We start from the raw sequence: 13,156 nt of genomic DNA, 5'->3' as shown, positions 1-13,156 counted from the left end.
TTCAGCCTGATCCGTTGTCTTTCATAGCGCTAAGCGCAGACAAAAAAAAGCCCCGGTTAAAAACCGGGGCGACTCTCCGAATAACGGAAAAGCTCCACAAAAATTTGTGGCATCCACCAACGAGGGTTTGGGGATAGACAAGTACAAACAACAATTCCAACGAACGGTCTGTATCTCATTACCTTGGAAAGAAACGAGATACATCTAAAAGTGAGAAGATTGCATCTTACGACACACTCTCAACACCCTTAGTTAAAGCTGGGCAGACTTGCCGGCACACGAACAGGCCTGCCCAAAACGGTTTAACAAGATCACTTGGACTAAGAAAACGCGCTTAGTTAGTGGATGCAATCAGACTGGCGTTACCACCGGCTGCTGTGGTATCCACACACAGGTGACGCTCGTGTACAAAGCGCTCCGGCAGGTGCGCTTCAGTCAACAGCGGCAGTAGCACACCATCGCGTTTTGCCAGTACTTCACGGTAAGCGGTCAGCACATCACGGGCTGCATTACTGGCGATCCCATCGATACCGGTGAGCCCAGCCAGTACAGCAGCATCCACCGCACCATCCAGACCGACAATCGGCAGGCCTGCAGAAGCCAGCTGATCAGCTAGTGCTTTAACACCCGGCGCAACAACGACAACACGGTTACCCTGAGCCAGAGCCACTGCCGCCTGTTGAGTTGCACTGTCCAGATCCGGACCAGCACACAGCACCAGACCCCGTGCATGGAAACTCAGACGGTTCAGCTCACCGGTTGGCCCAGGCATTTCACGGGTTGCCAACAAATCAGACTTCACATGAGAAGCCAGTGCACCCAGCTGCTGTTCAACATCGGTAATAGCCTGAGCAGGCTCTTTAACCGCCAGTTTCAGCGTTCTGTTAACCGCATCCTGAAGCTGAGCTTCTGAGATCAGGTCACCCTGCAGTGATTCAGCACGATTCTCTCCGGCAATATTTTTAAAGCGACGAACGTACAGAGGACCACCCGCTTTAGGACCGGTACCGGACAGGCCTTCACCACCAAATGGCTGAGAGCCAACGATCGCGCCGATCTGGTTACGGTTCACGTAGCAGTTGCCCACATGAACACGCTCGGTCACGTAGTCGATACGGGAATCCATACGGGTATGCAGACCGAAGGTCAGGCCATAACCACGACCGTTGATATCGGCAATCACCTGATCCAACTCGCTGGCGTCAAAGGTGCAAACGTGCAGCACAGGACCGAAGATCTCTTCTTCCATCTCGTTGATGCTATCCAGCTTGATCACGGTTGGCGGTACGAAAGTCCCAGTTGTTGGCACTTCGTAAGTCTTCAGGCAACGACCCTGCTCTTTAAACGTGTTGATGTGCGCCATAATCTTGTCCTGCGCCAGCTTGTCGATCACAGGGCCTACATCGGTGCTGATCAGCCATGGGTTACCCACGGTCAGCTCATCCATCGCACCGAACAGCATCTCCAAAAGATGATCAGCGATATCTTTCTGTACATACAGTACACGCAGGGCAGAACAACGCTGACCGGCACTCTGGAAAGAGGATGCCAGTACGTCACGGATCACCTGCTCCGGCAGAGCGGTAGAGTCCACAATCATGGCGTTCATACCACCGGTTTCCGCAATCAGCGGCGCTTCCGGTGACATGTTTGCGGCCATTGAACGGTTAATATGCTGTGCCGTTGGAGTAGAACCGGTGAAGCAAACACCATTGATACGGGAGTCAGAGGTCAGCGCCGCACCGACAACCGCACCGGCACCCGGCAGCAGTTGGATCACATCTTTCGGGATACCCGCTTCGTGCATCAGTTCAACGGCACGGGCTGCCATCAGCACAGTCTGTTCTGCAGGCTTCGCCAGAACCGCGTTACCGGCCGCCAGTGCCGCACAGATCTGACCAGCGAAAATCGCCAGCGGGAAGTTCCACGGAGAGATACAGGTAATCAGGCCACGAGCCGTGCCATCATCATTATGCAGTTCCGCTTCGTTCGGGTAGTAAAGGGCAAAATCCACGGCTTCACGGATCTCAGCGATACCGTCCAGCAGAGATTTACCCGCTTCCCGGGTCGCCAGAGCAAAGAATTCCCCGGCATTCGCTTCCATCAGATCCGCAAATTTACGGATGCGGGCGCTACGCTCTTGAACCGGTAGCGCCTCCCAGGCTTTCTGACCGGCCTGAGCCGCAGTGATCGCGGTTTCGATATCTTTTTCTGAGGCTTCACGCACCTCACCCACCACATCCTGATGATTGGCCGGGTTGATCACGGTTTTGGTGTTCGCACCTTCAACGTCACCAGCAATCATGGGGGCTGCCTGCCATTTGTGGCTCAGGTAAGCACTGCGCTCTTTATCCAGCTGGTCAACGGTACGAATATCAGTGATATCCCAGCCTTTAGCATTACGGCGTTTCTCACCATAAATGTCAGCGGCACGGGTAATCACCGGATTAGGAATGCTTTCCAGTGCCATCACAGCATCAAACGGATCACGGGCGATCTGCTCAGGGGCGATCGAAGTATCAACAATCTGGTTAACGAAAGAGCTGTTCGCACCGTTTTCCAGCAGACGACGTACCAGGTACGCCAGCAGATCCTGGTGTGCACCTACAGGTGCGTAGATACGGCAGCGAACTTTGTTTTCCTGCACAACCACATCATGCAGGGATTCACCCATACCGTGCAGACGCTGGAATTCAAACTTATCCAGATCATCCGCCAGATTCATAATGGCCGCCACAGAGTGCGCGTTATGAGTCGCAAACTGCGGGTAGATGCGGTCCGTCATTTTCAGCAGCTTGGTGGCACAGGAAACGTACGATACGTCGGTGTTCACCTTACGGGTGTATACCGGGAAACCATCCAGACCCATAACCTGCGCACGCTTGATCTCTGCATCCCAGTACGCGCCTTTTACCAGACGAACCATGATCTTACGATCCAGCTTCTCAGCGGTGGCGTACAGCCAGTCCAGCACGAAAGGTGCGCGCGGGCCAAAGGCCTGAACCACAACACCAAAACCGTTCCAGCCTGCCAGCTCAGGGCGCGCCAGTACTGCTTCGATCACATCCAGAGACAGATCCAGACGATCTGCTTCCTCGGCGTCGATGTTGAAGCCCATATTGGCTTCTTTCGCCATCAGTGCCAGCTGGAAGGTACGTTCAACCAGAACGTCCATCACGCTGTCGTATTTACCAAATTCATAACGCGGGTGCAGCGCCGACAGTTTTACCGAGATACCTGGATTATTACGGATATCATCGTGGGTGCAGGCTGAAGCGATTTTGCTGATCGCATCAGCATATGCGCGGTGATAACGCAGAGCATCCGCATCGGTACGTGCGGCTTCACCCAGCATGTCATAGGAGTAGTTGTAGCCACGGGCCTGCTGCTTCTTGCCGTTTTTGGTGGCTTCTTCAATAGTGCGGCCCAGTACAAACTGGCGACCCAGCTCTTTCATCGCCTGCTTAACAGCGGTACGCACCAGAGGCTCGCCCAGACGCTTAATCATACCGCGCAGGGTATTGGTCAGGCCTTTGTCATCAGGAGAGGCGATCAGCTTACCCGTCACCATCAACCCCCAGGTGGAGGTGTTGATCAGCGCTGATTCGGACTGGCCCAGGTGTTCCTGCCATTTGCCCGGAACAATCTTATCTTCAATCAGTTCATCAATGGTTTCGGCATCCGGCACCCGCAGCAGCGCTTCTGCCAGACACATCAGGGCCACGCCCTCTTTCGTTGTCAGGCCGTATTCCGCCAGAAAGTTTTCCATCATCGAAGGTTTGGCAGATGTACGAACGCGGGTAATCAGTTTTGCCGCTTCATGGGAGATCTGCTGTCGTGTTTCGGCAGACAAGTCTGCCATCTCAACCAATGCATTAACCGAACGGGTTTCATCTGCCAGGTAGTGATCACGGATCGCATCTCGGATTGCGGTCGTGTTCGCAGCGGCATTTGTTGTAGTCTTCATTGCCTGAGTCATATCGACACCTTTCGTTATTGTTGAATCTATAGCCCAGCATTCTAGCTTTAGGGCTATAGCCTTTTTCTCTATATTTTTTTCCTTTTTAGGCTTTAGTTTTATTTTTTTAGCTATATTTAAGACAATATAAAAAAAGCCTATTATAATTTTAGAGATATTAACTATTTGGCAAAAACCCTGTTTCTAAGGGACTATTTCCTCAGGGAAAAACCGCCCTTGGGTGTTTTGCCATTCATTGCAGATAAACTCTTTTCAACCGACTGACTTTTACCGGATGTCATTAAAATGAAACGCACAGATGATCTGGATCGCATCGATCACGCCATTCTTCGTGAACTGCAAAAAAATGCCCGACTGACGGTGACAGAGTTAGCTTCAAGGGTAGGACTCTCTAAAACACCTTGCCAGTTACGCATGAAAAAACTGGAGGAGCAGGGCTTTATTCTTGGTTATGTGGCCCTGGTCAATCAGAAACGCCTGGGGGTGAATCACATCGCTTTTGTGCAGGTAAAACTGAGTGATACCAAAACCAAAGCACTGGATGCCTTTAATGAAGCCGTGCGTCAGATTCCGGAAGTAGAGCAGTGCCACATGATCGCGGCGGGTTTTGATTATCTGCTGAAAGTCCGCACAACAGGCATGGAAGACTATCGCAAAGTGCTGGGGGAGCAGATCTCAACACTGCCTTTCGTTTTACAAACCAGTACCTATGCCGTTATGGAAAGCGTGAAGGATATCGAATCACACCTGCTAAACCCCGGATAAGCCGATAAACCCTCTCCATTGCAGGCAAATCTGACCAAATCTATAAAAAAAACAGGGTTATCCCTAATTCCTAATTTACTGACATACATTTAGAATAGCCTCGCGACCCAATATCCCCACGAGGCTTTAAAATGTCCCTCTGGCAGACCTCTCCGTCATCCGCCACATCGTTATCTTTGAAACACGATTCAAACACCCTGCGTTTTCTGCAAATAGCATTACTGCTGGCTTCTCTTCTGCTTTCGTCACAGGCAAGTGCCGATTTTGATAAAGCTATGCGTTTTTATGATCAGGCACTGTACACCCATGCTCTGAATGCATTTATAGATGCCGCAGAAAAAGGTGATGCCCGTGCACAATTGATGGCGGGAAGGCTGTACGAAGACGGCCGTGGTGGAGACTACGATCCGGAACAGGCTCATACTTGGTATCAGAAAGCAGCGAACCAGGGGCTGGCGGAAGGTCAGTACCTTCTGGGTATGCAATACCTGAAACAAAGCAACCAACCCAGCCACCAAGTCGATGCGATCGGCTGGATAAAAAAAGCAGCAGAGCAGGGACTGACCGAAGCCGAGTTTCAACTGGGACTGATGTACAAACAAGGTGCCGGCACCGGTACCAGCCTGAAAAAAGCTGAACACTGGTTCTACAAGGCGGCCCAGAAAGATCATGCAGAAGCCCAATACCAGCTGGGCTTACTGGCGGAAGATGGTGCCGGAGCCAGACAAAACTACCCATCTGCAGTTAACTGGTACACCCTGGCCGCTAAAAAGGGCCATGCAAAAGCCGCTTTAGCTCTGGCTTACCTGCATTACTACGGACTTGGCACCCGGACCGATCTGGATCTGGCGGCGCAATGGCTACAAAAGGCTGCGGATGGCGGCATTACTGTTGCCCAATATAATCTTGCGGTTCTCTATGAGGGCTACCCGCGTCTGAAACCAAACCTTGCAGCATCCCTGAAGTGGTACAAATCAGCCTGTGAAAGCGGTTATTCGCGGGCTTGTAAAGGTTATCGCCGACTGGAAAAGAATCAGCATCAGCAACTGGAAAGTGCTTTAGAAAATACACTGGATACCGCTGAAAACTGATCGTCTTTACCTAACATTAATTTGCAGTTCGACAGAACGCCTGACACTGAGCCCGACCTCATTCCGGTCAGAAAGAGACGGCTAAAGCTGCAAGCGTAAGCTGATGAAGGCACATCAGCTTGTTTTCTCCGAGTGCAAAAGGAGTGCTCTATGAGTTTAAAACTGCGCTTTACCCTGTTCTCCATCATTCTCATTCTGCTCTCCTCCTTTGCAGCCTGGACAACAGTGAGCGCCCTGATTGAAGACGTCATCGAAGAGTGGGCGGTTCGCTATGCTGAAAAGCAGGTCCTGTATGACCGCCAGCGTACCCTGCAGCCTCTGATACGGGAATTAGCACTGTCGCGCCAGTTTGCCCAATCCACCGCTCTGATCAATTTTGCCCGTAACCCGGAAGACCCGGAGTTACGACAACGGGCTCTTAAGGAGATGGAAAGCTTTCGCTATAACTTTTTGGAGATGAACTATTTTGTTGCACTCAGAAACAGCGGTGAATATTTCCATAATGATGCCAACAACACCTACCAAAACAGTCAGCTGCGCTATGTTCTCAGCCCGGACAACCCTACAGATCGCTGGTTTTACACCCTGATTGATCAAAAGCGAGAGATCAACGTTAACGTCAATATGGATGCTGAACTGGAGGTCACCAAGGTCTGGCTCAATATACTTCTGACCGATGGTCCGGAAGCACTTGGTGTTGTCGGTACCGGCCTGAACCTGAACACGGTTCTGAATCGGGTCACTCAGGAAACAGATCCCGGTGTAACCAATATTTTTGTCGACCACACCGGAGCCATTCAGCTACACCACGATACGAACCTGGTGAATTTCTCAAGCTTCACCCGCCCGACAGAACAACAGCACAATGTTCAGCATCTGATGGATCAGGAAACCGATAAAACCCAGCTGCGACACGCAATGCATCAGGCCTATCTGCAAAAAGACAAAGTGATCAGTAACTACATCAGCATTAATAACCGACGCACCCTGATGGCCGTGGCCTACCTGCCGGAGATCGACTGGTATGAAGTCACCCTGATTGATCTCGACACCCTGTTACCCATGGACAGATTCAGTGGCATGTTCATGGTCTATGGCGTCACCCTGGTTGCTATGATCCTGATTCTGAATCTGGCAATTCGTTACATGGTGCTAAGACCGGTCAACCATCTGAAAGAGTCCATGGAAATACTGAGCCAGGGTAAAACACCTGATCATCAGCTGCAGGGACAGGCTGAAATCGGTGGACTGATGCAACATTTTAATCACCTGGTCAGTGCGGTTGGCCAAAACCGTGCGAATATTGAGCATCGACTGGAACTCTGCCAACAGGAACTGGAGCGAACAAAGCGTGTTGATTCGCTAACCGGACTGCTTAATCGGCGCGGTATGCTCTCTCTGCTTGAAGAACAATACAGGAACCAACCGGATGATTCCGGGCTTTGTTTCAGCCTGATCTGGCTTGATATCGATTTTATGAAGGAGATTAATGATCGCTACGGCCAGAGCTTCGGGGACAAAGCGCTTCAAACCGTCACCGAGATCATGACAAAGCATATTGATGACGCGGTACTGGGCACCTCATCCCGCTGGGGAGGGGACGAACTGCTTGCACTGGTGAATCATACCCAAGCCTACCAGATTCTGGCGATTGCTGAAGCGATCCGATTAGAGGTTGAGCGCTGCCGTCCCGCCCACTCAGAACAATCTCATCACCCGATTCCTCTGACCGTGAGCCTGGGTGCCTATGTCGTGAAAAAGAACGATAGTCTGAACGAGGCTCTGCAACATGCCGACAACGCACTCTTACGGGCTAAGGCTGAAGGCCGCAATCTGGTCCGCTTATCCAACGAAAGCAGCCTGAGCCTGAAAAGCTCCGGAGAAAGAATCATCCCCAGCTAACCTAAATCAGCAACCTGACCGATCAGTGGAGCAATTTTTCCCTGCTCCTTTCGCCGGTTATCCCTCTCTTGTCGTTCCTTCGGTGATGGCAGCTATGCTAACGTGATGACTTCATAAGTCTCGTTTGGGGTAGCTGCTTAACATGCCTGAATTTTCTGCTTTGGTCTTTGCTACCGCTATCAGCATGCTCTATCGCAGCATTATTACCGTCATCGCCCCGGAGCTGTCTCAGGATCTGAACCTGTCAGACAGCGAGCTGGGTACGCTGGCGTCTCTGTTTTTTGTCGGCTTTGCCGCGGTTCAGCTACCTGTCGGTATCGCGCTTGACCGGCTCGGCCCCCGCCTGACCATTGTCAGCTTTATGCTGCTGGCGATCTCCGGCACCGCCCTCTTTGCCAGCAGTACCGAACTCTGGATGGCTTACACCGGACAGTTACTGATCGGGGCCGGATGCGCACCACTGATGACAGGCTCTATGGTCGTTATATCCCGCCGATTTTCCGCAGAACGCTTCGCTTATATGACAGCACTGGTGCTGACTCTGGCCAACCTTGGGGATCTGTTCAGTACCACACCTTTTGCTCTGATTGCCGAGGCTCTTGGCTGGAGGGGCGCTCTGTGGATCATTCTGGCGATTACCAGCTGCTCAGCGCTGGCGTGTCTGATCTTTCTGGGTCGCGACCGTCAGGCGGAAGGTAGTGAACCGGAAAGTCCGATGCAGATGATCGGCGGAATGGGCAAGGTTGCCCTGATTCGTGCTCTGTGGCCGATGCTGCCTTTGGTACTGACCGGCTATGCGGCACTGATGACAGTTCGTGGATTGTGGGCCGGCCCCTGGCTGGCGGATAGCTACCAGCAGGATGCCAGTGAACGGGGTTATCTGCTGCTGGGCATGTCGCTGATGATGACACTGGGCATGTATCTCTATGGCCTGCTGGATCGTCAGACTGGCCAGCGCAAACCTCTGGTGATCGGAGGCACCCTGCTAATAATCCTCTCACTTGCGATGATCAGTCTGCCGACACCGCCTTTCTGGCTGGCGGCCTGTGGTCTGATGATGGTGGGGCTGTTCGGTTACACCTATGCTCTGCTCATGGCTCACTGCCGGGGCTTTATCCCCGCCCAACTGATGGGACGGGGCGTTGCCTATCTGACACTGGTGGGCTTTTTCGGCGTGGGGATTCTGCAGGCGCTTTCCGGCTGGCTGATGAATCATTTCCAGTCTTACAGCCTGTTGCACGGCAGCCTGGCGGGCATACTGCTGCTGGCTCTGATCAGTTACAGCCGCAGCAGTGTTCCGGTGGATCGTTAACCGGCCTATCAGCCTCCGGCAGTGCCTGCCGCCGCCTGTTTGCGTTGGCGGCGACTGGCCAGCCGGTTCTCTCCGGTAAAGAGCAGCAAACCCAGCCAGATCAGAGCAAATGTCACCAGCTTGCTACTGTCCAGCGGCTCGTCATAAACATACACAGCCAGCACGAACGTGATGCTCGGTGCCAGATACTGAAAGAAACCAATCATCGACAAGGCTAACCGGCGGGCAGCACCGGCAAAAAACAGCAAAGGGAAAGTGGTCACCAGACCGGCTGCGATTAAAAGCAGATCCGTTTGCAAGCTCTGGTGACCAAAAACGAGTGTCCCCTCGGACTGCATCCAGCCCAGCGCGATCAGCCCCACCGGCAATACAATCAGGGTTTCAATAAAGAGTCCCGGCACCGCTTCCACCACCAGTTGCTTACGCAGCAGGCCATAGAAACCAAAGCTGAACGCCAGCACCAGTCCAACCCAGGGCAGACTGCCAAACTCAATCAACTGATAGAGCACCCCCATGGCGGCAAAGCTCAGCGCCAGCCACTGCATAGGGCGCAGACGCTCAGACAGAAAAACCATGCCCAGAAACACACTGATCAGCGGGTTAATAAAGTAGCCCAGACTGGTTTCCAGAATACGCCCCTCGGCCACCGCCCAGATAAACACCAGCCAGTTCAGGGAGATAATCAGGGCCGTTACCACCAGCCCGCCCAACAGGCGCGGCTGTTTAAACACCGCCATCACCTTACCTAAGCGGCCGGTCGCACCAATAAACAGCAGCAGAAACACCACTGACCAGATAATCCGGTGTACCAGCACCTCAAAAGCGGGCACATGAGCCACTGACTTAAAATAAACCGGTGCGATGCCCCAGATGCTGTAAGCCGCCAGTGCAAAGATAACGCCCTGACGCAGATCTTTATCTTCAGCCACGTTCAGCGACCTCCTGATGATGGGATGGGGTGGTATCGGCACCCTCTTGTTCAGACTGACGGGCATTCGGTGAAGCCACCTTCCCCGTCACCAGATATTTCTGCCAGAACTCATCGCTGGCATAACGCAGCAAACGGGTCACCACCGCCACCAGAAGCAGGCTGAAGATCAGACGAAACCAAAGTGCTGCCGAGATATCCGCGCCCATCACCATAATCAGCAGGGTGTCTTCAATCAGACTGTGACAAACACTGAGCAGTAGCATGGCGGCAAAAATATCTTTTTTGTCGATATGACCTTTGCGGGATTCTTCAATCAGCAAACCGCCGCCAAAGGATAAGCCGAGGGTCATACCGACAATGGTCAGACTGGCCGCTTCCGGCCGGATACCCAGCAGGCGCAACACCGGCTGCAGCAGAAAGATCATCAGACGCTCCACATGAATCCAGCGTAAAAAACGCAGCAGGCTGATAAGCGTCGCGATCACGGCCACGATCATGGCGAAGCTCTGTAACTGCTGCCACGCCCATTCAAGATGGGAGGTCTGTTCAATCGGTGCCTGCCAGACCAGCTCCGCCGGTTGCTGCAACCAGTCCAGCCCATCGTAAATATGAAACAGCAGAATCCCGAAGATCAGCGCCGTAAGCAGGCGCATCATTAACGCCACCACAAAGCGCACACCGGCCATCTGAACAATGCGCACCTCAATCGGCAGGCTATGGGCGATCAGCATCATGCCGCCCAGAATACTGACCTGCGCCACGGTCATCGGATAATCGGTCGCCAGCTGAAAGAAGACCATCATGGCAGCATAGATATTGGTCAGCAGATTGGTGGCCAGTACCAACCCCATCGCTTCCGGCAGACCGACCAGCGTCATCAGTGGCTCCAGAAAACGGGCGATCACCGGAATCGCACCCCAGGCTTCCAGAATCCTGACGATAATCAGCACAGGGATCATCAGCTTGAACAACATCCAGCTGACATTAAAAATCTCCCGCCCCAGCGTCGGTAGTGTCTGGCGGCTGAAACCCTGCCACCATCGCTGAAAGGAGAAATTGTCTGTTACCGCCATAGCCCACACCTGATCATCGATTACTGAGAAAGAGCAAGTTTACTCCGCTTTGTTTTTCACAGATTTCTTTTAGGCCTCTCAATGCGTATAAATATTTCTTTTTTATCCTAAAAATCTTTTAAAATTAGAAAAATAAAACCCTATACAAAATATTATTAACAGAGCCCACACCACTATGGATCGTATCGATAAAAAGATTCTCAACCTGCTGCAAAAAGACAACCGCATCAGCAATCAGAAGCTGGCTGAAAAGGTAGGACTATCCGCTCCCGCCTGCCTGAAGCGGGTGAAAAAACTGCGGGAAAGCGGTGTTATCATGGCGGATGTTTCCATCGTCAGTCCTCAGGTGGTGGGGCATCTGATCAATGTGATTGTGGAAGTGGAGATGGACAGGGACACGCTGGATGTTTACGACAGCTTTAACCGTCAGATGAGTGCCTGTCCGGAAGTGACCCAGTGCTATCAGGTCACCGGTGAAGTGGATTTTGTGCTCGTGGTACTGGTGCCGGATATGCAGACATACGAGGCCTTTGCCCGTCGGGAGCTGGCCAGCAATTCCTACCTGAGAAAATTTCGCTCCCTGATCTCCCTGCGTCGGGAGAAATTCCGCACCGCTATCGAGCTTTAAGCCCTCATCCGATGGCCTCTATTGATGTATCGCAAAGGAACTCCATCTAAGGGGGGCCAACTCTTTGCCTCGTCGATCGTTCTGATTACATTAGCCCCTCGATTAATCCTCGTGACTTAACCGGCACTCAAGAAATAAGAATTAAAGTGTCCAAGGATAAAGGCAAAGTGAACACCCTGATACTCTCCATATACCAACTTTTTGGTGTCAATTCCAAAGAACAGTTTGCCGATCTGGTCAGTGCAAAAGACCACCAGGAAATTATCCGGCAGCACAGAGCAGATCTGATTGCCAGCCGTATATTCCCCTTCGCTATCCTGTTTGGCGTGGTCGTTCCGGCTTGGGGAATCCTGGATCTGATTTACTTCCCTACGGAGATTGCTCTGACCTTTGTGGTAATGCGTCTGGTGTCCGGCGGTGCTTTTTTTGCACTGGCCTATATCACCCGCAAAGTGAGAATCGGCATGAAACGCGCCCTTACCAGTCTCATGGTCATGCTGATGATTCCAACGCTCTTTTATCAGCTGAGCTCGCCATTAATCGCCATCACAGAGCTCAATGGAATGGCTGCCACCCTGATGCATCTTTATGGCCTGCTGCCCTATGTGGTGATCGCTTCTCTGGCACTGTTCCCGCTGACCCTGAAAGAGTTCACGCTGTTCTCGGTGATTCTGGTAGCACTGGCGAGTTTCGGACTTTACCGCAGTGAAGGCAGCGATATGAATATGCTGTTGGTTCAGCTTTGGCTGCTGCTGGTGATTCTGGGGGTCTCCATGTTCTCGTCACTGCAGCAGGTTCGCTACCTGATCTCCCAGATGGTAAAAGCCAGCTATGATGGCCTGACTAAATTACTGACCCGCCGGGCCGGTATGGACATCATGGAGTCCCTGTTTCGGGCAACCGGCCTGCAGCAATCTAATTTCTCTGTCCTGTTTATCGACCTGGATAAGTTTAAGAACATTAATGACACCCTTGGTCATGATGCCGGTGACGAAGTCCTGCGTCAGGCCGCCAAAACCCTAAGCGAAAGTATCCGCCGCGGTGATGCTGCAATCCGCTGGGGTGGTGAAGAATTTCTGATCTTACTGCCTCACACGGATTCCGAATCAGCTAAAAATGTCGTGTCTCGCATTATGGAAAGAGGGTTGGCAGAACTACCAGACGGTACTCCTGTTACGGCCAGTATCGGCCTCTCGGAACAACATGAAGACGACACCCACAGCTGGAAAGATCTGGTTGATATTGCCGATAAACGTCTTTATCACGCCAAACAGACCGGCCGCGCCAAATGCGTAGCGCCTGACGGCAGCGAAGTTCACTTTCCGGTACGGGAATCTGCTGAAGAATCCTGATCAACGCTGATCAACGCTGATCAACAGAACCTAGCGTTTATAAAAAGAAAGCCCCTGAAGTGAAGTGCCCCCATAAAGTTGGACACTTTATTTATCCGGCTGCCATGGCCTGAGTTCGATATT

General features: G+C 52.2%; 9 protein-coding genes. 6 read left to right on the top strand and 3 right to left on the bottom strand.

Going from position 1 to position 13,156, the window contains the following annotated elements; translation table 11 throughout:
- Positions 1-334: 334 nt before the first annotated feature.
- A complete protein-coding gene (gene putA / locus AC4GL5_RS14180) occupies positions 335-3,979 on the bottom strand; it encodes a bifunctional proline dehydrogenase/L-glutamate gamma-semialdehyde dehydrogenase PutA (protein ID WP_490383448.1) in 3,645 nt (1,214 codons plus the stop codon).
- A 285-nt stretch (positions 3,980-4,264) separates the two neighbouring features.
- Here putA and AC4GL5_RS14175 point away from each other — a divergent pair, with 285 nt between their 5' ends.
- The 4 genes from AC4GL5_RS14175 (at position 4,265) to AC4GL5_RS14160 (ending at position 9,049) form a co-directional block, all read left to right on the top strand.
- The gene (locus AC4GL5_RS14175) at positions 4,265-4,744 is read left to right on the top strand and encodes an Lrp/AsnC family transcriptional regulator (RefSeq protein WP_490383447.1); all 480 of its coding nucleotides are present in this window, start codon (positions 4,265-4,267) and stop codon (positions 4,742-4,744) included.
- 131 nt (positions 4,745-4,875) lie between these two features.
- Positions 4,876-5,835, top strand: a complete 960-nt coding sequence (locus AC4GL5_RS14170) for a tetratricopeptide repeat protein (protein ID WP_490383446.1) — start codon at positions 4,876-4,878, stop codon at positions 5,833-5,835.
- Between the two features lie 150 nt (positions 5,836-5,985).
- The gene (locus tag AC4GL5_RS14165; protein ID WP_490383445.1) at positions 5,986-7,737 is read left to right on the top strand and encodes a diguanylate cyclase domain-containing protein; all 1,752 of its coding nucleotides are present in this window, start codon (positions 5,986-5,988) and stop codon (positions 7,735-7,737) included.
- A gap of 142 nt (positions 7,738-7,879) precedes the next feature.
- Positions 7,880-9,049: an MFS transporter gene (locus AC4GL5_RS14160; RefSeq protein WP_490383444.1), complete on the top strand. Its 1,170-nt coding sequence runs from the start codon at positions 7,880-7,882 to the stop codon at positions 9,047-9,049.
- An 8-nt stretch (positions 9,050-9,057) separates the two neighbouring features.
- Here the strand turns inward: AC4GL5_RS14160 and rarD are convergent, their stop codons facing one another.
- Entirely contained in the window at positions 9,058-9,978 is a 921-nt protein-coding gene (rarD, locus tag AC4GL5_RS14155) for an EamA family transporter RarD (RefSeq protein ID WP_490383443.1), read from the bottom strand.
- Positions 9,971-11,053 carry a hypothetical protein gene (locus AC4GL5_RS14150; protein ID WP_490383442.1) on the bottom strand — a complete coding sequence of 361 codons (1,083 nt, stop codon included), beginning with the start codon at positions 11,051-11,053 and terminating at the stop codon, positions 9,971-9,973. The genes rarD and AC4GL5_RS14150 overlap by 8 nt, the downstream gene beginning before the upstream one ends.
- Before the next feature lie 175 nt (positions 11,054-11,228).
- Between AC4GL5_RS14150 and AC4GL5_RS14145 the strand changes: the two genes are divergently transcribed.
- On the top strand, positions 11,229-11,681 hold the full coding sequence (locus AC4GL5_RS14145) for an Lrp/AsnC family transcriptional regulator (protein ID WP_490383441.1): 453 nt from the start codon (positions 11,229-11,231) through the stop codon (positions 11,679-11,681).
- A 146-nt stretch (positions 11,682-11,827) separates the two neighbouring features.
- The gene (locus AC4GL5_RS14140) at positions 11,828-13,033 is read left to right on the top strand and encodes a GGDEF domain-containing protein (RefSeq protein ID WP_490383440.1); all 1,206 of its coding nucleotides are present in this window, start codon (positions 11,828-11,830) and stop codon (positions 13,031-13,033) included.
- The last annotated feature ends 123 nt before the right edge of the window (positions 13,034-13,156 follow it).

The organism is Oceanospirillum sp., assembly GCF_982874595.1.
Note: the sequence above shows the minus strand (reverse complement) of the source record. Positions and strands in the feature narration are given on the sequence as shown.